The organism is Pseudomonas sp. AO-1 (assembly GCF_019775695.1).
Lineage (GTDB): Bacteria > Pseudomonadota > Gammaproteobacteria > Pseudomonadales > Pseudomonadaceae > Aquipseudomonas > Aquipseudomonas parakoreensis.
Genome location: NZ_CP079947.1, coordinates 3,189,901 through 3,208,672, shown reverse-complemented (window position 1 = coordinate 3,208,672; position 18,772 = coordinate 3,189,901). Strand labels below are relative to the sequence as shown.

Genomic DNA, 18,772 nt, shown 5'->3' with positions numbered 1-18,772 from the left:
CGTCAGTGAGGACGCAACATTACTTACCGGTAAACTCCGGCGCGCGCTTGGCCACAAACGCCGCCATCCCTTCCTTCTGATCCTGCGTCGCAAACGCCGCGTGGAACACCCGGCGCTCGAAACGCACGCCTTCAGTCAGGTTGACCTCAAACGCACGGTTGACGCTTTCCTTGACCATCATCGCAATCGGCAGCGACTTGCTGGCGATCACCGCGGCGACCTTCAGCGCCTCGTCGAGCAGTTCATCGCTCGGTACGATCCGCGCAACGATGCCGCAACGTTCGGCCTCCACCGCATCGATCATCCGCCCGCTGAGGCACATTTCCATGGCCTTGGCTTTGCCCACCGCGCGGGTCAGGCGCTGGGTGCCGCCCATGCCCGGGAGCACGCCGAGGTTGATTTCCGGTTGGCCGAATTTGGCGTTGTCGCCTGCCAGAATGAAGTCGCACATCAACGCCAGTTCACAGCCGCCACCAAGGGCGAAACCGTTGACCGCAGCGATGATCGGCTTGCGGCGGTTGGCCACGCGGTCGCTGTCGCTGAACAGGTCGTCCATGTAGATTTGCGGATAGGTCAGCTCGGCCATTTCCTTGATATCAGCGCCGGCGGCGAAGGCTTTCTTCGAACCGGTGATGACGATGCAACCGATGTTCGCATCCGCTTCCAGAGCATCAAGGGCGTGGTTCACTTCGCTGACCAGTTGCGCGTTCAACGCATTCACCGCCTGCGGACGGTTCAGGGTGATCAGGCCGACGCGGCCATGGGCTTCCAGCAGAATCGTTTCGTAGCTCATACATGACTCCTGAATTTGTACCCTGTAGGAGCTGCCGCAGGCTGCGATCTTTTGATCTTGTTTTTAACAATCAAAAGCAAAAGATCGCAGCCTGCGGCAGCTCCTACAAAGGGTTGGGGTTAAAGGTTGCGTGAGATGACCATGCGCTGAATGTCGCTGGTGCCTTCGTAGATTTGGCAGACACGCACATCGCGGTAAATGCGTTCCAGCGGGAAGTCGTTGAGATAACCGTAACCGCCCAGCGTCTGCAACGCCATCGAGCAGACTTTCTCGGCCATTTCCGAGGCGAACAGTTTCGCCATCGAAGCCTCGACCAGCGCCGGCTGACCGCTGTCGCGCAGCGCGGCGGCGTAATGCACCATCTGCCGGGCGACGGCGATCTGCGTGGCCATGTCGGCGAGGCGGAAGGCCACGGCCTGGTGTTCGATGATCGGTTTGCCAAAGGTGTCGCGCTCGCGGGCGTAGTCGCGGGCCGCTTCGAACGCGGCACGGGCCATGCCCACCGCTTGCGAAGCGATACCGACACGTCCGCCTTCAAGGTTGGCCAGGGCGATTTTGTAGCCTTCCCCCTCTTCACCCAGGCGATTGGCCACCGGCACTTTCACGTCTTCAAACAGAATCTGGCAGGTGTCCGACGCGTGCTGGCCGAGTTTGTCTTCGACTCGGGCGACTTTGTAACCCGGTGAATCGGTGGGCACGATGAACGCCGTGATGCCGCGCTTGCCGGCACTCGGATCGGTCACCGCAAACACGATCACGATCCCGGCGTTCTGTCCGGAAGTGATGAACTGTTTGCAGCCGTTAAGCACGTAGTGATCGCCCTCCAGCCGTGCCCGGGTTTTCAGGCTGCTGGCATCGGAGCCGGCCTGCGGTTCAGTCAAAGCGAAGGCACCGAGCATGGCGCCGCTGGCCAGCGGTTTGAGGAAGCGCTCGCGCTGGTCGTCGTTGCCGAACTTGAGGATCGGCACGCAGCCGACCGAGTTGTGCACGCTCATGATGGTCGAGCAGGCGCCGTCGCCGGCGGCGATTTCTTCCAGGGCCATGGCGTAGGCCAGGTAACCGGTGTCACAACCGCCCCACTGTTCCGGCACGAGCATGCCGAAAAAGCCCAGCTCGGCCATTTCGCCGATGGCTTCCTTGGGGAAACGATGTTCGCGATCCCACTCGGCGGCGAACGGTTTCAGCCGTACCTCGGCGAACTGCCGGGCCATGTCGCGGATCTGGGTTTGGTCTTCGTTGGGAATCATGGTGAATCCTTAACTTAAATCCGGGTTACACACCGCCCCCTGTAGGAGCTGCCGCAGGCTGCGATCTTTTGATTTTGATTTTAAAAACAAGATCAAAAGATCGCAGCCTCGTTGCACTCGACAGCTCCTACAGAGAGAGGGTGCTCAGTAGACGCATTCCACGGCCATCGCCGTGGCTTCACCGCCGCCGATGCAGATCGCCGCGATCCCGCGTTTCAGGTTTTTCTGGCGCAGGGCCGAGAGCAAGGTCACCAGAATCCGCGCGCCCGAGGCACCGATCGGATGGCCCAGCGCGCAGGCGCCGCCGTGCACGTTGAGCTTGTCGTGGGGGATTTCCAGGTGAGTCATCGCCGCCATCGCCACCACGGCGAACGCTTCGTTGATTTCGAACAGATCGACCTCGTTCAACGCCCAACCGGTCTTCTTCACCAGCTTCTTGATCGCGCCAATCGGTGCCACCGGGAACAGGCCCGGCGTGTCGGCAAACGCCGCGTGACCGTGAATCACCGCCAGCGGCTTCAGCCCGAGTTTCTGTGCTTGCGACTGGCGCATCAGCACCAGGGCCGCTGCGCCATCGGAGATCGAGCTGGAATTGGCCGCTGTCACCGTGCCGCCTTCGCGGAACGCCGGTTTCAGTGAGGCGACCTTGTCCAGTTTGGCTTTCGGCGGCTGCTCGTCGTTGCTGATCAGCAGCTGTTCTTTGCCGACGGTCACTGTGAGCGGCACGATCTCGGCTTTGAAGCTGCCGTCCTTGATCGCCTGCTGGGCGCGGGTGGTCGAGGCGATGGCAAACGCATCCTGGGCTTCACGGCTGAAGTCGTTGGTTTCGGCGCAGTCTTCGGCGAAGGTGCCCATCAGACGGCCCTTGTCGTAGGCGTCTTCGAGGCCATCGAGGAACATCGAATCGAGCACGCGGCCATGGCCCATGCGATAGCCGGCGCGAGCGCGGTCCAGCAGGTACGGCGAGTTGGACATGCTTTCCATGCCGCCGGCGATCACCACGTCGGCGCTGCCGGCCAGCAGCATGTCATGGGCGAGGATGGTGGTTTCCATGCCCGAACCGCACATCTTGTTGACCGTGGTGCAACGGGTGGATTTATCCAGCCCGGCGCCCAGAGCCGCCTGACGGGCCGGTGCCTGACCCAGGCCGGCGGGCAATACGCAACCGAACAACACTTCGTCGACCGCGTCGTTGGCGACGCCGGCGCGTTCCACTGCGGCCTTGATCGCGGCGGCACCGAGTTGCGGCGCGGTGAGGCTTTTCAGTTCGCCTTGGAAACCGCCCATCGGGGTACGGACGGCACTGACGATAACAATCGGATCGTTGGCAAGAGTCATGACAAATCCTCCTTACTTGGCGGCCATGCGCAAGGCGCCGTCGAGACGGATCACCTCACCGTTGAGCATGCTGTTTTCGATGATATGCCGAACCAGCGCGGCGTACTCGGCAGGTTTCCCGAGGCGCGGCGGAAAAGGTACGCCAGCGGCCAGCGACTCGCGCACTTCCGGGGTCATGCCGGCCATCATCGGGGTTTCGAAAATGCCCGGAGCGATGGTCATCACGCGGATGCCGAAACGTGCCAGTTCACGCGCGGCCGGCAGGGTCAGGCTGGCAATCGCGCCTTTGGAAGCAGAATACGCGGCCTGACCGATCTGGCCGTCGAACGCCGCTACCGAGGCGGTATTGATGATCACCCCACGCTCGCCATCGGCATTGGCTTCGCTCTCGGCAATGGCCGCTGCGGCCAGTCGCAGCATGTTGAAGCTGCCGATCAGATTGACGTTGATCACTTGGGCAAAACTCGACAGCGCATGCGGGCCGTTCTTGCCGAGGATCTTTTCGCCACGGACGATACCGGCGCAGTTGACCAGTCCGTTGAGGCTGCCGAAGGCTTTAACGGTCGCCTGCACGGCGGCTTCGGCAGCGGCTTCATTGCTGATATCGGCCACCACACTTTGCGCGCCAAGGCGCTGGGCCTGCGCGGCGACGGCCTCGGCATTCATGTCCACCAACATCACTTTGGCGCCGGCGTTGACCAGCAATTCGGCGGTGGCGGCACCCAGGCCGGACGCGCCGCCGGTGACGATAAAAACCTTGTTCTCGATCTGCATGACGGACTTCCTGATTCAAGCTGAAACGTTGTGCGCCGCGGCCTCTTGAGCCTTGGCGATTTCCTGGTTGCGCAAGATAAAGCGCTGCAATTTGCCGCTTGGGGTTTTCGGCAATTCGCTGACAAATTCGATTTCACGGGGGTACGAATGCGCGGCCAGACGCTTGCGCACGTGTTGGCGCAACTCTTCGGCCAGCGCCGGTTCGGCGCGGTATTGCGGGTTGAGCACGACGAACGCCTTGACCAGTTCGGTGCGCTCCGGATCGGGCTTGCCGACCACGGCCGCTTCGACCACTGCCGGGTGCTCGATCAGCGCGCTCTCGACGTCGAACGGGCCGACGCGGTAGCCAGAGGTGGTGATCACGTCATCACTGCGCCCGACGAAGCTGATGCTGCCGTCCGGGTTCCATTCCACCGTGTCGCCGCTGAGGTAGTAATCGCCGACGAAAGCTTTGGTCGGCACGCCTTGGTAACCGGCGAACCAGCACATCGGCGACTGGGTGCGGTCGATGGCGAGGATGCCCGGCTGGCCGACGCCGAGTTCGTTGTGGTGCTCGTCGAGCACCACGATGCGATGGCCCGGTGAGGCGAAACCGGCGGCGCCGAGGTGGATCGGATGCTGCAGACCGTGGTGGTTGCACAGGACCATGCCCAGTTCGGTCTGGCCGTAATGGTCGTGAATCACTACGCCGAGGTTGTCGGCAAACCAGCGAATCACTTCCGGATTGAGCGGTTCGCCGGCGCTGCTGACAATGCGCAGCTTGCCCTTGATCGACTTGGCGAATTCGTTGCCACCGGCAATCAGCAAGCGGTACGCGGTCGGCGAACCGGTGAGATTGGTGATGCCGTATTTGTTGATCACCCGGCAGGTGCTTTCGAGGGTGAACGGGCCATCGTAAAAGGTGATCGGGTGCCCCATCGACAGCGGGCCGGTGACGCCGAAATAGATGCCGTAGGCCCAGCCCGGATCGGCGACGTTCCAGAACGAATCTTCAGGGCGCAGATCCACCGCGTCGCGGGTGTAGCTCTGGAACGCGACGATGGCCTTGAGCGGCACCGACAGCGCTTTCGACGGGCCGGTGGTGCCCGAGGTGAACATCAACAGGAACGGATCGTCACCCGTCAGCAGGACCGGTTCGCAAACGCTGGAATAGTTGGCCAGCTCGGCCCAGAAACTGAAGTCGCCACGGACGATGCCCTGACCTTTGGCCCCGCCGACGGTGACGATGGTCGGGCAATCCATGACTTCGGCGAGTTTTGGCCGGTTGACCGCGTCGGTGACCACCAATTTGGCGCCGGAGCTGTTCAGCCGATGTTCGATGGCCTTGGGGCCGAATGCGGTGAACAGCGGCTGATACACCGCGCCAATACGCCAGGTGGCGAACACGGTGATGAGCAATTCGATGTTGCGCGGCAGCAGGCCGGCGACCTTGTCGCCCTTTTGCACGCCTTGTTCGAGAAGGAAATTGGCGAAACGCGCGGCTTTGTCTTGCAGTTCGCTGAAGGTGTACGTGGCACTGGCGCCGTCGCGGCCTTCCCAGAACAGTGCGATGCGCCCCGGCAAGGCATGGCGGTCGCAACATTCGACGCAGGCGTTGAGCGCCTCCAGCGTGCCGCTGAGCGCAGCGTCCACGGTGTGCTGATAGTTGAACTGTTCGGTGGCAGACAAGTAATCGCGCATTGCCAGAATCCCTCGGTGTTTTTATTAGGCTGGGAACCGTAAACAACACAGGGATAGTCGCGCCGCGGCGCGGAGGCGGCAATGGTCAAAGCCATCAAAGTGGCTGACTGGTTTGGCCATGCTTGCAGAATGACAAACAACCCCCTGTAGGAGCTGCCGCAGGCTGCGATCTTTTGATCTTGTTTTTTAGAACATCAAAGGCAAAAGATCGCAGCCTGCGGCAGCTCCTACAGGGGAAGCGCATTCCAAATGTGCGTCGGATCAGACCGCTTCGTTAAGGATCAACGTACGGTAATGCCCCGGATTGGACCCCGACCACTTGCGAAACGCCTTGTAGAACGAACTCGCATCGGCAAACCCCAGCCGCGTGGCGATCTCGACGAAGCTGATCGACGGTTCCGCCAGCCAACTGATCGCCAATTCCTTGCGCACGCTGTCCTTGAGACCCTGATAGGTCTGCCCTTCCTCGGACAAACGCCGGCGCAGGGTCGAGGCGGACATGCACAGTTGCTGCGCCAGCGCCTCGGTCTCCGGCCAATGTTCGGCGGGCAACTGCCGCAGATCCTGCTTGATCCGGCTGGCAAGGCTCTCAGGATCGCGGTACTTCACCAGAATGTTCGCTGGCGCATGGGCCAGAAAGCGTTTCAATTCTTCGGCGGTGCGCTTGATCGGCAGATCAAGGCAGTCAGCGGCGAAAATCATCCGCGTACGCGGACGCTCGAAGCGCAGGTTTTCCGAGAACATCACCCGATAGTCGTCGCAGAAATCCGGCTCGGCGCAGCGCAATTCGATCGCCAGAATCGGAATTCGCCGCCCCGCCAGCCAGCAGGCCACGCCGTGGACGATCATCCAATAGGTGAAATAGGTGAACGCGCGGCGCGGCTCCGGGTCGTCTTCGAGCAGGACGATTTCCGCCAGGCTCTGCTGATGCACCAGTTGCGCGGGCATTTTTTCCAGCATCAGCGAGAGAAAACTCAGGCCCATGTTCAGGCCGGCGGCCAGCGTCGATTGCGCCATGGCGCTGCGGCAGAGGAATTCGAGGCTGCCGGACCTGAGCCGGCGCGGATCCATGCCAAAGAACTCGTCATCGCCGCGCCGGGCCAGCAGACGCCAGAGTCTGGCGTATTGCGAGGCGGGCACCCTGCCCTGTTCGCTGTGCAGCAGGGTCGGCGCAATCCCGACCTTGTTCAAGACTTCATCCGTGGCCACGCCCGGGGCACAACTTTGCAGCAGCGCTTCACGCACCAGCTGCACGGCGATGGTGTCTTTTTCCGACATGGAGCGAGGCAGACCTTGTGGTTTTCGAGTGACGGGCATCTTAACGCAGGATGCGAATTCAGCACGAATCCCCTGTAGGAGCTGCCGCAGGCTGCGATCTTTTGACTTTGATTTTTAAAAACAAGATCAAAAGATCGCAGCCTTCGGCAGCTCCTACAGGGGGGGGGGGCTGTGCGGGGGACGAAAAACATGCCGTTCAGCGAATGTTCAGGTAAATGTCAACCATCCCCATTTGGGAATGAGTGTCATTATGTTACAACTTAGCCACCTATCTAAATTACTCGTGGTTGCCTGAATGCTCGTTCCCTTTCTGATCATGCTGCGCGAAGGCATTGAAGCCGCGCTGATCGTTGGCATCATCGCCAGCTACCTGCAACAAACCGGTCGTGGCCAGTGGATGCCGGCGGTGTGGATCGGCGTCTTCCTCGCCGCTGCGCTGGCGCTGCTGGTCGGCGGCGGCCTGGAACTGGTCAGTGCCGAATTCCCGCAGAAACAGCAGGAATTGTTCGAAGGCATTGTCGGACTGGTCGCGGTGGGCATCCTCAGTTCGATGGTGTTCTGGATGCGCAAGGTCGCGCGCTCGATCAAGCATTCATTACAGGCCTCGCTGGATCACGCCTTGACCTCGTCAAAGCATCAAGTAATCGCACTGATCGCCATGGTGTTTTTCGCCGTGGCTCGCGAAGGACTGGAAACCGTGTTCTTTCTGCTCGCGGTATTCCAGCAGAGCGAGGGCCCAGGCGCGCCGATCGGTGCCCTGCTCGGCCTGGTGCTGGCAATCGTCGTCGGCTTCCTGATCTACAGCGGCAGCATGCGCCTGAACCTGTCGGCGTTCTTCAAGTGGACCGGGTTGTTCATTCTGGTGGTCGCCGCCGGAATCCTCGCCAACTCGGTGCAAGCCCTGCATGAAGCCGGTGTGTGGAATCACCTGCAAAGCGTGCTGTTCGATTTCAGCGCGACGCTGCCGATGGACGGCCCGCTGGGCTCGGTGCTGGCCGGCATGTTCGGTTATCAGGATGCGCCGACTGTCAGCACCCTCGGTGCGTACCTGATCTATCTGGTGCTGGCGCTGGTGATGTTTTTCTACCCCGCCGCGCCGGCCCCCAGCGCAGACACAGCCGGCAAATCGTCTTCCGTTTCCAGCCAATAAGGGCACCCATGTCAACGCCTAATACTCCTCAGGCCTCGCCTCCCCGCGCCTTGCGCTGGGCGGTGGCCGGTTCGGTGGTCGTGATGATCGCCGCCGGTGGCCTGTTCTACTACGCCTCGAAAATGGCCGCGGCCAAGCGTCAGCACAACCATGATGAAGTCGTGGTCAACATCAACGCCCACAGCTGTGATCCGAACGAGTTGACGGTTCCCGCTGGCCGCGCCAGTTTCCGCATCGTCAACCGCTCCGAGCGGGCGGTGGAATGGGAAATCCTCGACGGCGTGCTGGTGATCGAAGAGCGCGAGAACATCGCGCCGGGCCTGAGCCAGGTGATCAACGCCAACCTGCAACCCGGCGACTACGCGATCACTTGCGGTCTGCTGAGCAACCCTCGCGGCGTGCTGCACGTGACGCCGACAGCGGCCTCCGATGCTGCCGCCAAGGCCAAGCCGTCGATGGTCGCTTTCGTCGGGCCTTTGTCGGAGTTCCGCGTGTATCTGGCCACTCAGGGCAGCGCGCTGATCAAAGCCGTGACCGCGCTGAATCAGGCAGTTGCCAGCGGCGACCTGGCGCAGGCGCAAGCGCTGTACCTGCCGGCCCGTGCCGTTTACCAGCGTCTGGCACCTGCCGCGCAAAGGCTGGCGGAACTGGACAACAGCATCAATGCCCGCGCCGATTACTTCGAAAAGCGTGAGCAGGATCCAGCGTTCGTCGGCTTCCACCGTGTTGAATATGCGCTGTTCCAGCAACGCAGCCTCGACGGCTTGATCCCGGTCGCCGAGCGTCTGCTGGTCGACGTCACCACGCTCAAACAGCAACTGCTGGCCCAATCGCTGCCGCCGGAACAGCTGGTGAGCATCGTGGTGCGCAACCTCAACACCTTGGCCGACGTGCGCGCCGCCAGCGGTGAAGAGGAACGCTACAGCCACGCCGATCTCAATGGCTTCGCCGGCAATCTGGAAACCGCGCACAAAGTGGTCGAGCTGCTGCGGCCGATGCTGAGCAAGTCGGCGCCGGAGCTGCTGCCGAAAATCGACGCGGCGCTGAGTGACTTCGACAGCGACCTGCACAGCTTCAAGGTCAAGGACGGCTACGCCACATACGACACGGTCAGTGGCGCACAACGCAAACAGATCGCCGACAAGGCCAAGGCACTTGCCGACGCTCTGGATGGCATCGACCCCGCCCTCGGCCTCTCCGGCCTGTAAGCAGAAGACGAATACCGATGAAAGAATTGCAAAACCTCGATGTGCAACGTCGCCGCCTGCTGATGGGCATGGGTGTCGCCGGTGTCGCCCTGGCCGGGTCGGCCCTGAGCTGTCCAGCCATGGCTGCAGCCCCGGCGCAAGTCACCGAAGCGCCGAGCAGCGACAAGACCGAAGACCGCCATGACTTCCACGGCGTGCACCAGACCGGCATCGTCACCCCGCGCCCGGCGTCCGGCATGCTGGTTTCGTTCGACGTACTGGCCAGCGATCGCGAAGACCTTGAGCGGCTGTTCCGCACCCTCAACGAGCGCATCGCGTTCCTGATGAAGGGCGGCCCGGTGGCACAGGTCGATCCGAAACTGCCACCGCCGGATTCCGGCATCCTTGGCCCGATCGTGACCCCGGACAACCTGACCATCACCGTCTCGGTCGGCGAATCGCTGTTCGACGAACGCTTCGGTCTGGCCGCCGCCAAACCGAAGCGCCTGCAACGCATGGTCGGCTTCCCCAACGATGCGCTTGAGGCCGAGTGCTGCCACGGCGACTTGAGCCTGCAGTTCTGCTCGAACACCGCCGACACCAACATTCACGCCCTGCGCGACATCGTCAAAAACCTGCCTGATCTGCTGCTGGTGCGCTGGAAACAGGAAGGCAGCGTGCCGCCGCAAGCCCCGGTCAAACCGGGTGTGCCGGCGCAATCGGCGCGTAACTTCCTCGGTTTCCGTGACGGCTCGGCCAACCCCGATTCCAATGACGCCAAGGCCATGGACAAGATTGTCTGGGTGCAACCGGGCAGCGATGAGCCGGCCTGGGCGGCGCACGGCAGCTATCAAGCGGTGCGGATCATCCGCAATTTCGTCGAGCGCTGGGACCGTACGCCGTTGCAAGAACAGGAAAGCATCATCGGTCGGGTCAAGACCACGGGCGCGCCGATGGGCGCCCACCGTGAAACCGAAGTCCCGAATTACAGCAAAGACCCGGAAGGCAAGCTGACCAAGCTCGACGCGCACATCCGCCTGGCCAACCCGCGCACCGCCGCGAGCCAGGCCAACCTGATCCTGCGCCGGCCGTTCAACTACTCCAACGGCGTGAACAAGAACGGCCAGCTCGACATGGGCCTGCTGTTCATCTGCTACCAGGCCGATCTGGAAAAAGGCTTCATCACCGTGCAGACCCGCCTCAACGGCGAACCGCTTGAGGAATACCTCAAACCGGTCGGCGGCGGTTACTTCTTCACCCTTCCGGGTGTCACCGGCGACAAGGACTTCATCGGTCGCTCGCTGCTCAACGCCACCCAACCCAAAACAGCTGCCTAACCATAAAAAACCTCGGAGCCGCTCCATGAAAAAGTCGCCACTCGCGTTATTGCTGACCCTCGGTTTACTCAACACCCCGTTGTCGGCGTTCGCCGCAACAGCGCCGCTGGATCTGGTCGGCCCGGTGTCGGACTACAAGATCTACGTCACCGAGCAACTGGATGAACTGGGCAGCCACACCAAGCAGTTCACCGATGCGGTGAAGAAAGGCGATCTGGCCACCGCGCAAAAGCTCTACGCGCCGACCCGCGTTTACTACGAGTCGATCGAGCCGATTGCCGAGCTGTTCAGTGACCTTGATGCGTCCATCGACTCGCGCGTCGACGACCACGAAAAAGGCGTGAAGGCTGAAGATTTCACCGGTTTCCATCGCCTCGAATATTCGCTGTTCTCGGAGAAGAGCACCGAAGGCCTGACGGCGCTGGCTGACAAGCTGGACAGCGACGTCAAAGACCTGCAGGCCCGCGTCGCCGGCCTGACCTTCCCGCCGGAGAAAGTCGTCGGCGGTGCGGCCGCGCTGTTGGAAGAAGTTGCCGCGACCAAGATCTCCGGTGAAGAAGACCGTTACAGCCACACCGACCTGTACGACTTCCAGGGCAACATCGACGGCGCTAAGAAGATCGTCGACCTGTTCCGTCCGCAGATCGAAAAGCAGGACAAGGCGTTCGTTGCCAAAGTCGACAAGAACTTCGCCACCGTCGACAAGATCCTCGCCAAGTACAAGACCAAGGACGGTGGTTTCGAGACGTATGACAAGGTGAAGGATAATGATCGCAAGGCGCTGGTTGGCCCGGTCAATACGTTGGCGGAAGACCTGTCCACGTTGCGTGGCAAGTTGGGGCTGAACTGACGGATTTGAGTCGCCAGTAAAAAAGATCGCAGCCTTCGGCAGCTCCTACAGGGTGTTCACATACCCAATGTAGGAGCTGCCGGAGGCTGCGATCTTTTGCTTTTAACGGCTACAAAATCCGGTACAGCAACCGCTCAATCCGCACCCGGCTCACCCGCTTGAGAAACTTCGCCACTCCCGCCGGATACTCCGGCAGAGTCTCAAGGTTCTGGAAGCTGGCAATCCGTGTGGTGTTGCGGAAAATCTCTGCCTGCTCCTTCGCCCGTGGCTCAAGCCACTCGCCTTGCGGATCATCGATCAGCAGCGCGTTTTCCAGGTCGAGACGAAACGCCCGCGGGTTGAGGTTGTTGCCGGTCAGCAGCGTATAGCGCTGATCGATCCACATGCCTTTGAGGTGATAGCTGTTGTCGCCGTCACGCCACAGGTGCAGGTTCAACTGCCCGCTGTCGATGTTGCGCTGATGACGCTTGGCGAAGCGGCGCAGGCTGATTTCGTACAGGTACGGCAACGCCGCAATCACCTTGAACGGCTCGCTCGGCGGAATATAGAAATCGTTGGCGGTTTTGTCGCCGACCACGATGTCGATCTTCACCCCACGGGCCAGCGCGCGATTGATCTCGCGGATGATCGGCAGCGGCAGATTGAAATACGGGGTGCAAATCGTCAGCTGCTGTTGCGCACTGGCGATCAGTTCGACAATCACCCGGTTCAACGGGTTGTTCTTGCCCACGCCCAGCAGCGGACTTACCGACAGGCCGGTATGCGCGGTGCTGCCGGCGCTGGTGTCGTACGCCGCATATTTGAGACGGCTGCGCAGGTCGCCGATGTCGTTGCGCAAGCTGCGGGTAGTCGGCAGGTTCGGCAGGTCGAGGCGATGCACAGCCTTGGATTCGATCAGGCCGTGCTTGACCAGGTGATGCATTGAATCCGCCAGTTCGCGGCTGTGCAGCACGTGGTAGCGGTCGAAACGGTACTTGTCGAACTTGTGCAGGTAGACGTTGTTCAGGCTTGCACCGCTGTAAACCACGCAATCGTCGATCACGAAGCCTTTCAGATGCAGGACGCCGAACAGTTCGCGGGTCTGCACCGGGACACCGTAGACCGGCACTTCACTCTGATGCGTGCGGGTCATTTCCTGATACCACGCCGAGTTGCCCGGCTGCTTGCCGGCACCGATCAACCCGCGCTGGGCGCGCAGCCAGTCGACCACCACGACGATCTCCAGCTCCGGGCGCTTGAGCTTGGCGGCGTGCAAGGCATCGAGGATTTCCTGACCGGCCTCGTCGTGCTGCAGATACAGCGCAACGATGTAGATGCGCCGGGTCGCCTCGGCGATTTTCTCCAGCAGGCAACGACGGAACTCGGCGGCGCCGGACAGAATGGTCACGGCCTCGGCAGTCAGCGGAAAGCTGCGCAGTTTGGGCAGCAAAGAGCGTTTGAAAAGCAACGGCATAGGGCTCGCAATGGGTCGAATCCAAAGAACCCGAGAGCTTACACCATCAACCGGTTCGGGTCTTGTGAGTGTCTGTAAAGAGATCAAAAGATCGCAGCCTTCGGCAGCTCCAACAGGGATCATTGTAGGAGCTGCCGAAGGCTGCGATCTTTTGATCTTAAAAATAGCTTGCGAAAGGAGAACGATCGTTCTACTGTTCGCCACATGAACGAAATCAATGACACCTCGACCCGCGACATCATTCTGGATGTCACCGAAAAGTTGATCTACAAAAGTGGCATTGCGGCCACCGGCATGGATCTTCTGGTGAAAACCGCCGGCGTCTCCAGAAAAAGCATTTACCGCTACTTCGCCAACAAGGAGGAGCTGACCGTCGCTGCCCTGCAACGCCGCGACGTGCGCTGGATGCACTGGTACCGCAGCGCTGTCGATCAGGCCGAAACCCCGGCCGACCGCCTGCTCAACCTGTTTACCGTACTCAAGAGCTGGTTCGCCTCGGAAGGCTTCCGCGGCTGCGCCTTCATCAATACCAGTGGCGAGACCGGTGACCCCGAGGACCCGGTGCGCCAGGTCGCCAAAGACCACAAACAGAAGCTGCTCGACTACCTGTGCGAGCTGTGCACCGAACATGGCGTCGAAGATCCGCAACGTCTGGCCAGGCAGTTGCTGATCCTGATTGACGGCGCCATTACCGTAGCGCTTGTGATGGGTGATCACAGTGCCGCTGATAATGCGCAATGCATGGCGCGTAAGTTATTGGACCTGTAACGCCTTAAATAAGCCTGAACCGTTGTTTAATCGTTTATTAGATCGGGAGACTGACAATGTCGACTGCTGCCCAAGTGCGTCCGCCTTTACCGCCGTTCAACCATGAATCGGCCATCGAAAAAGTTCGACTGGCCGAAGATGGCTGGAACTCCCGCGACCCGGAGAAGGTGTCGCTGGCTTACACACTCGACACGAAATGGCGCAACCGCGCCGAGTTCGCCAACAACCGTGAAGAAGCCAAGGCGTTCCTGACCCGTAAATGGGCCAAGGAACTGGATTACCGCCTGATCAAGGAACTTTGGGCCTATTCGGATACGCGGATTGCCGTGCGCTACGCCTATGAGTGGCGCGACGATTCGGGCAACTGGTTCCGTTCCTACGGCAATGAAAACTGGGAGTTCGATGAGCACGGCCTGATGTTCCAGCGCTATGCCTGCATCAACGACATGCCGATCAAGGAAAGCGAACGCAAGTTCCATTGGCCGCTGGGTCGGCGTCCGGATGATCATCCGGGGCTGTCGGACCTGGGTCTGTAAGTTCACGGCAATCCCTGCCGCAATGTGCGGAGGCTGCGAGATATTGGCCTGTTGGAAAGCAACAAGGTCAATGGATCGCAGCCTTCTTCCCGTTTCAAGATGATCGCCATCGATTTATCGCGAAAATGTCTAACTGACTGTCATTTATGACAGTAGTCACAAGTCTTGATTGACTGAATGATCGGAGCGTACCGCCAACTTCATGATCGTTGAGGACTCTCTATGAAACAGACCAATCGCATCAAAAATGGTGATTTCAGCAGCGGCAACTTCGACTACTGGCGTCCCAGGGGATATGACACGCCAATAACCGTAGAACTTCGCGAAGGCAACTTTGCCGCTCGAATGGTCGGCGGCAGAAATCAAGGACAAAATCTGGCTGCTGAAATTTTCAGCGTCAAACCCGGAGCTTTCAAATTCGATTTCGATATCCAGGCACCTGAGGCCGTGCCTATCGAAAACACCCAGCATAGAACCTTTCATATCCAGGGCCGCGAGACGCCAGACAACCCGCTGATTAATGCATTCGTCGTTTATACCATCTGGATGACCAATGATCAGGGCGAATCAACTATCTGGACCAGTTGGCGATACGTCGATCGGCAATCACAGACAATTACGGTGGAAGGCATTACGCCAGAGGGTTACGGCCGGGTGGATATTCAGGTCGCCATACCCAGTGATCCGTTCGGCAACAAGGGCTGTTATTTTCTCGACAATTTTCAGTTTTTAACCCTCGACTAAAGTGAAATCCCGGCGCCCATGACGGCAACGGATCCGTGTCGCAGGAGGCCTGTGTTACGGGCTATGATGACGCCCCGTTCCTTCCTGCCACACAAGCCGATTCCATGCCTTTCGAACTCAGCGTTGACCTCACTACCCTGGCCGTTCTGGCCCTTGTCGCTTTCATTGCCGGCTTCATCGACGCCATCGCCGGCGGCGGTGGTCTGCTGACCACGCCCGCGCTGCTGACTGCCGGGCTGCCGCCGCATCTGGTGCTGGGCACCAACAAACTGAGTTCGACCTTCGGCTCGGCCACCGCCAGTTTCACCTTCTACCGACGCAAACTGTTCCATCCTCGGCAGTGGATGCACGCGATCGTCGGCACCCTGGTCGGGGCGTTGACCGGCGCGATCGTCGCCCATTACCTGCCGGCGGAATGGCTGAACAAGATGCTGCCGGTGATCGTCTTCGCCTGCGGCCTCTATCTGTTGTTCGGCGGTACGCCAAAAGCGCCGCTGGACAGCGACGCGCCGATCAAGAAGAAATGGCAATCGAGCCAAGGCTTCAGCCTCGGTTTCTACGATGGCGTGGCCGGCCCCGGCACGGGTGCGTTCTGGACCGTCAGCAGCCTGCTGCTCTACCCCATCGACCTGGTCAAGGCCAGCGGTGTGGCGCGCAGCATGAACTTCGTCAGCAACATTGCGGCGCTGTCGGTGTTCATGTTTTCCGGGCAAGTGGACTGGATCATCGGCCTGAGCATGGGCCTGTCGGTGATGGTCGGCGCATTCTTCGGGGCGCGCACCGCAATCAGCGGCGGCGCCAAGTTCATTCGTCCGGTGTTCATTACCGTGGTGCTGGGCCTGACCGTGCGCCTAGCCTGGCAACACTGGTTCAGCGTGGCCTAAACGGCGCGCCACGTAGACGTCGATCAGGTAACGGGCAATCGATTTTGACGCCGGCAACGGCGGCAGATCGTGCACGTTGAACCACTGGGCGTCTTCGATCTCGTCTTCCTGGCAGACGATCTCGCCACCGGCATATTCGGCATGGAAGCCCAGCATCATCGAGTGCGGGAACGGCCAGCACTGACTGCCCATGTACTGGATGTTCTTCACCTCGATGCTGACTTCCTCGCGTACCTCGCGAATCAGACAATCCTCGGCCGACTCGCCCGGCTCGGCAAACCCGGCCAGCGTGCTGTAGACCCCGGTGACGAAACGCGGTGAGCGCGCCAGCAGGATCTCGTCACCACGGGTGACCAGCACGATCATGCTCGGCGAGATCCGCGGATAACTGCGCAGCTCACACGGCTGGCAATACATCGCCCGCTCCCTCGGCACCTGCATCATCGCCTGCCCACAGTTGCCGCAGAAGCGATGTTCGCGCGCCCAGGTGCCGATCTGCGCGGCATAACCCAACACCTTGTAGACGGTGTGATCGCCATCGAGCATGAACGCCCGCAGCCCCTTCCAGTTGCAGCCCGGCACTTCGCTGTGACTGTGCAGCTCCAGCAGATACACCGGCTCGCCATCGAGATGGCCAATGCCATGCTCGGCGAGGATCGACAAGTCCTGACGCTTGAGCCATTCCCGGGGGAACAGCGCGCCGTTGTCATCGAACAGAAAGCCTTCGGGGCTGCGCGCCACGGCCCAGCCGCCGGGTTGATCGGTGTCCAGTACTGCAGTGGTCCAGCGAGCTGTCATGGTTTCTCAATCCAGAAATTCGGGTTTCTGTTTACTCATATGGGCGGCCATGGCCACGCGCAAGTCGGTGGATTGCAACATGGCGGCGTTCCAGGTGGCAACGTATTCGAGACCGTCGTCGATGCGATGGTCACGCATGTAGCTGATCATTTCCTTGGTACCGGTGACCGCGATGGGCGATTTGCGGGCGATGTCGCGAGCAATGTCCATCACGCCTTCAAGCAGCAGGTCCTTGTCAGCATAAACGCGATTGACCAGACCAAGGCTGCGCGCTTCGTCGGCACCGAACGTACGACCGGTGTAAGCCAGTTCACGCAGCATGCCGTCACCGATGATCCGTGGCAACCGTTGCAAAGTGCCAACATCGGCGGCCATGCCGATATCGATTTCCTTGATCGAGAATTGCGCGTCTTCGGCAGCGTAACGCATGTCGCAGGCGGCGATCAGGTCGATGGCACCACCGAGGCAATAGCCCTGAATCGCCGCCAGTACCGGTTTGCGGCAATTATCGACGGCGTTGAACGAGGCTTGCAGGGTGAGGATCTTGCGCCGCAGCAGGCGCGCGTTACGGCCGACGTCCTTGCCCAGCTCATTGGCGACGCCGGCGAGCATCATCAGGTCGATGCCGGAAGAAAAGTGTTTGCCGTTGCCGCTGAGCACCACCACTCGCACTTCGTCGGTGTCATCGATCCACTGGAAAATCTCGACGATCTCGCTCCAGAACGCGGCGTTCATCGAGTTGATCTTTTCCGGACGATTGATCTGCACATGCGCGATGTTGTCGGCCAGTTCGACGCTGAAGGCGGTGTATTGAGTCATGGCAGTGATCCTTTACCGGGCAGAAAATGAGGCCCGAACTATAACAAGGCATCACGATGGCGGTTCGGCCAAATGCGGGACTGACTTCCACAAAAAATGCTGGCGCGCCTTCATCCCTGTAGGAGCTGCCGAAGGCTGCGATCTTTTGACTTTCAAGATCAAAAGATCGCAGCCTGCGGCAGCTCCTACAGGGTTTTGTATGTGCAGCAAAAAATCTAACTGACCTTCACCGCCACATACGCCGCCGTCTCATAAGGCACCGTCAACACATGCCGCCCACGCAACGCTGGCTCCGAGGCAATCAGCGCGCGAATCTGCTCATCGACCTTGTCCCGCTGCGCCTGCGGCAACGCAGCAATGAAACTGGTGGAGCGCACCCGATTGAAAATCACGTCCTCCGGCGAGCCGGTATGTCCATGGTGGAACTGCTGCAATTGCAGCGGCCCGAACGCCGGATGCGGAAACACTTGACGCCATTGGCCGGTGTAGTAACGCGGCGTGTCCCCTTCCAGCGCGTTAACGATGGCATCGAGTTTCGGTACCCAACTGACTTGCGTGTCGCGCAGGTTCCAGATCAGGCCAAGCTTGCCGCCGGGCTTGAGCACCCGGGCGATTTCGCTCAAGGCCTCGGGCGTGGCGAACCAGTGAAACGCCTGCGCGCAGACCACTGCATCCACCGACGCATCCGGCAGTGGCAGATCGGTCCCCGTACCGCTCACCGCCAGCACCTGCGGCCAGGCGGCGGAAAGTTTTTCCAGCATCTGCGCCACCGGTTCCACGGCGATTACCTGTGCATCGGTCGCCACCAGCCGGCCGGTGAACTTGCCGGTACCGGCACCCAGATCGATGACCGTCTTGTGACTGTCCAGACCCAACGTCTGGGTCAACCACTGGCTGACCTGCGGCGGGTAGTCCGGGCGGCCCTTGATGTAGGTGTCGGCGGCAGTCTTGTAGCCGGCAGCAGCGGAGTGATGGACCTGATCTTTCATGGCAGTTCCTCGTATGGCAGCGCGGAGGCATCGTCAGGCGCTGGATGGACGGCTGGCGTTCTTGAGCATAACGCCACAATTTGCGCTTACCTTGAACAGAGCCTGACAAAGCAATGAATAAAATGCCGTGCTGTGGTGTTCAAAGTG

Annotated in this window: 18 protein-coding genes; 8 read left to right on the top strand and 10 right to left on the bottom strand. The window is 60.5% G+C overall.

The genetic code is table 11. The features are described 5' to 3' along the window. Positions 1-19: 19 nt before the first annotated feature. From KVQ82_RS14655 to KVQ82_RS14630, 6 genes are all read right to left on the bottom strand, one after another. The gene (locus KVQ82_RS14655; protein WP_222019266.1) at positions 20-793 is read right to left on the bottom strand and encodes an enoyl-CoA hydratase; all 774 of its coding nucleotides are present in this window, start codon (positions 791-793) and stop codon (positions 20-22) included. Between the two features lie 119 nt (positions 794-912). Continuing rightward, positions 913-2,040, bottom strand: coding sequence for an acyl-CoA dehydrogenase (locus KVQ82_RS14650; protein ID WP_222019265.1), 1,128 nt, complete (start codon positions 2,038-2,040; stop codon positions 913-915). Positions 2,041-2,184: 144 nt separating this feature from the next. Beyond that, a complete protein-coding gene (locus tag KVQ82_RS14645; protein ID WP_145598071.1) occupies positions 2,185-3,378 on the bottom strand; it encodes an acetyl-CoA C-acyltransferase in 1,194 nt (397 codons plus the stop codon). A 12-nt stretch (positions 3,379-3,390) separates the two neighbouring features. Beyond that, positions 3,391-4,152 carry an SDR family NAD(P)-dependent oxidoreductase gene (locus KVQ82_RS14640; RefSeq protein ID WP_086791161.1) on the bottom strand — a complete coding sequence of 254 codons (762 nt, stop codon included), beginning with the start codon at positions 4,150-4,152 and terminating at the stop codon, positions 3,391-3,393. A gap of 15 nt (positions 4,153-4,167) precedes the next feature. After that, a complete protein-coding gene (locus KVQ82_RS14635; RefSeq protein WP_222019264.1) occupies positions 4,168-5,832 on the bottom strand; it encodes an AMP-binding protein in 1,665 nt (554 codons plus the stop codon). A 261-nt stretch (positions 5,833-6,093) separates the two neighbouring features. Then, positions 6,094-7,110: an AraC family transcriptional regulator gene (locus KVQ82_RS14630; protein WP_108182670.1), complete on the bottom strand. Its 1,017-nt coding sequence runs from the start codon at positions 7,108-7,110 to the stop codon at positions 6,094-6,096. Between the two features lie 295 nt (positions 7,111-7,405). Between KVQ82_RS14630 and efeU the strand changes: the two genes are divergently transcribed. The 4 genes from efeU to efeO (KVQ82_RS14610) are packed head-to-tail and all read left to right on the top strand — an operon-like array spanning position 7,406 to position 11,634. After that, positions 7,406-8,260, top strand: a complete 855-nt coding sequence (gene efeU / locus KVQ82_RS14625; protein WP_041063760.1) for an iron uptake transporter permease EfeU — start codon at positions 7,406-7,408, stop codon at positions 8,258-8,260. Positions 8,261-8,268: 8 nt separating this feature from the next. Then, complete coding sequence (gene efeO, locus KVQ82_RS14620; protein ID WP_222019263.1) at positions 8,269-9,468, top strand: iron uptake system protein EfeO; 1,200 nt, start codon at positions 8,269-8,271, stop codon at positions 9,466-9,468. Between the two features lie 17 nt (positions 9,469-9,485). After that, positions 9,486-10,784 carry an iron uptake transporter deferrochelatase/peroxidase subunit gene (efeB, locus tag KVQ82_RS14615; RefSeq protein WP_222019262.1) on the top strand — a complete coding sequence of 433 codons (1,299 nt, stop codon included), beginning with the start codon at positions 9,486-9,488 and terminating at the stop codon, positions 10,782-10,784. Between the two features lie 25 nt (positions 10,785-10,809). Continuing rightward, positions 10,810-11,634 carry an iron uptake system protein EfeO gene (gene efeO / locus KVQ82_RS14610; RefSeq protein ID WP_198758103.1) on the top strand — a complete coding sequence of 275 codons (825 nt, stop codon included), beginning with the start codon at positions 10,810-10,812 and terminating at the stop codon, positions 11,632-11,634. Between the two features lie 109 nt (positions 11,635-11,743). Here efeO (KVQ82_RS14610) and pssA read toward each other — a convergent pair whose 3' ends face one another. Then, positions 11,744-13,087 carry a CDP-diacylglycerol--serine O-phosphatidyltransferase gene (gene pssA, locus KVQ82_RS14605; protein ID WP_222019261.1) on the bottom strand — a complete coding sequence of 448 codons (1,344 nt, stop codon included), beginning with the start codon at positions 13,085-13,087 and terminating at the stop codon, positions 11,744-11,746. A 204-nt stretch (positions 13,088-13,291) separates the two neighbouring features. Here pssA and KVQ82_RS14600 point away from each other — a divergent pair, with 204 nt between their 5' ends. The 4 genes from KVQ82_RS14600 (at position 13,292) to KVQ82_RS14585 (ending at position 16,019) form a co-directional block, all read left to right on the top strand. Then, the gene (locus KVQ82_RS14600) at positions 13,292-13,855 is read left to right on the top strand and encodes a TetR/AcrR family transcriptional regulator (RefSeq protein ID WP_041063753.1); all 564 of its coding nucleotides are present in this window, start codon (positions 13,292-13,294) and stop codon (positions 13,853-13,855) included. A 56-nt stretch (positions 13,856-13,911) separates the two neighbouring features. Further along, on the top strand, positions 13,912-14,391 hold the full coding sequence (locus KVQ82_RS14595) for a nuclear transport factor 2 family protein (RefSeq protein WP_047294316.1): 480 nt from the start codon (positions 13,912-13,914) through the stop codon (positions 14,389-14,391). 222 nt (positions 14,392-14,613) lie between these two features. Next, positions 14,614-15,135, top strand: a complete 522-nt coding sequence (locus tag KVQ82_RS14590) for a hypothetical protein (protein WP_222019260.1) — start codon at positions 14,614-14,616, stop codon at positions 15,133-15,135. A gap of 104 nt (positions 15,136-15,239) precedes the next feature. After that, the gene (locus KVQ82_RS14585; protein WP_222019259.1) at positions 15,240-16,019 is read left to right on the top strand and encodes a TSUP family transporter; all 780 of its coding nucleotides are present in this window, start codon (positions 15,240-15,242) and stop codon (positions 16,017-16,019) included. On the opposite strand, the gene nudC is transcribed toward KVQ82_RS14585, so the two are convergent. The 3 genes from nudC to KVQ82_RS14570 all read right to left on the bottom strand — a co-directional run bounded on the left by nudC (position 15,987) and on the right by KVQ82_RS14570 (position 18,625). Further along, positions 15,987-16,817: an NAD(+) diphosphatase gene (gene nudC, locus KVQ82_RS14580; protein WP_041063748.1), complete on the bottom strand. Its 831-nt coding sequence runs from the start codon at positions 16,815-16,817 to the stop codon at positions 15,987-15,989. The genes KVQ82_RS14585 and nudC overlap by 33 nt on opposite strands. Before the next feature lie 6 nt (positions 16,818-16,823). Beyond that, the gene (locus KVQ82_RS14575) at positions 16,824-17,636 is read right to left on the bottom strand and encodes a crotonase/enoyl-CoA hydratase family protein (protein ID WP_041063746.1); all 813 of its coding nucleotides are present in this window, start codon (positions 17,634-17,636) and stop codon (positions 16,824-16,826) included. A 215-nt stretch (positions 17,637-17,851) separates the two neighbouring features. Next, a complete protein-coding gene (locus tag KVQ82_RS14570) occupies positions 17,852-18,625 on the bottom strand; it encodes a class I SAM-dependent methyltransferase (protein ID WP_222019258.1) in 774 nt (257 codons plus the stop codon). Positions 18,626-18,772 lie beyond the last annotated feature (147 nt).

What these genes read in the sequence shown, in the direction of transcription:
- KVQ82_RS14650 (WP_222019265.1), bottom strand. Translation starts at nt 2,040, where the DNA reads ATGATTCCCAACGAAGACCAAACCCAGATCCGCGACATGGCCCGGCAG.
- KVQ82_RS14645 (WP_145598071.1), bottom strand. Translation starts at nt 3,378, where the DNA reads ATGACTCTTGCCAACGATCCGATTGTTATCGTCAGTGCCGTCCGTACC.
- pssA (WP_222019261.1), bottom strand. Translation starts at nt 13,087, where the DNA reads ATGCCGTTGCTTTTCAAACGCTCTTTGCTGCCCAAACTGCGCAGCTTT.
- KVQ82_RS14600 (WP_041063753.1), top strand. Translation starts at nt 13,292, where the DNA reads ATGAACGAAATCAATGACACCTCGACCCGCGACATCATTCTGGATGTC.
- KVQ82_RS14595 (WP_047294316.1), top strand. Translation starts at nt 13,912, where the DNA reads ATGTCGACTGCTGCCCAAGTGCGTCCGCCTTTACCGCCGTTCAACCAT.
- nudC (WP_041063748.1), bottom strand. Translation starts at nt 16,817, where the DNA reads ATGACAGCTCGCTGGACCACTGCAGTACTGGACACCGATCAACCCGGC.
- KVQ82_RS14585 (WP_222019259.1), top strand. Translation starts at nt 15,240, where the DNA reads ATGCCTTTCGAACTCAGCGTTGACCTCACTACCCTGGCCGTTCTGGCC.
- KVQ82_RS14640 (WP_086791161.1), bottom strand. Translation starts at nt 4,152, where the DNA reads ATGCAGATCGAGAACAAGGTTTTTATCGTCACCGGCGGCGCGTCCGGC.
- KVQ82_RS14635 (WP_222019264.1), bottom strand. Translation starts at nt 5,832, where the DNA reads ATGCGCGATTACTTGTCTGCCACCGAACAGTTCAACTATCAGCACACC.
- KVQ82_RS14575 (WP_041063746.1), bottom strand. Translation starts at nt 17,636, where the DNA reads ATGACTCAATACACCGCCTTCAGCGTCGAACTGGCCGACAACATCGCG.
- KVQ82_RS14630 (WP_108182670.1), bottom strand. Translation starts at nt 7,110, where the DNA reads ATGTCGGAAAAAGACACCATCGCCGTGCAGCTGGTGCGTGAAGCGCTG.
- KVQ82_RS14590 (WP_222019260.1), top strand. Translation starts at nt 14,614, where the DNA reads ATGAAACAGACCAATCGCATCAAAAATGGTGATTTCAGCAGCGGCAAC.
- efeU (WP_041063760.1), top strand. Translation starts at nt 7,406, where the DNA reads ATGCTCGTTCCCTTTCTGATCATGCTGCGCGAAGGCATTGAAGCCGCG.
- KVQ82_RS14655 (WP_222019266.1), bottom strand. Translation starts at nt 793, where the DNA reads ATGAGCTACGAAACGATTCTGCTGGAAGCCCATGGCCGCGTCGGCCTG.
- KVQ82_RS14570 (WP_222019258.1), bottom strand. Translation starts at nt 18,625, where the DNA reads ATGAAAGATCAGGTCCATCACTCCGCTGCTGCCGGCTACAAGACTGCC.
- efeO (WP_198758103.1), top strand. Translation starts at nt 10,810, where the DNA reads ATGAAAAAGTCGCCACTCGCGTTATTGCTGACCCTCGGTTTACTCAAC.
- efeO (WP_222019263.1), top strand. Translation starts at nt 8,269, where the DNA reads ATGTCAACGCCTAATACTCCTCAGGCCTCGCCTCCCCGCGCCTTGCGC.
- efeB (WP_222019262.1), top strand. Translation starts at nt 9,486, where the DNA reads ATGAAAGAATTGCAAAACCTCGATGTGCAACGTCGCCGCCTGCTGATG.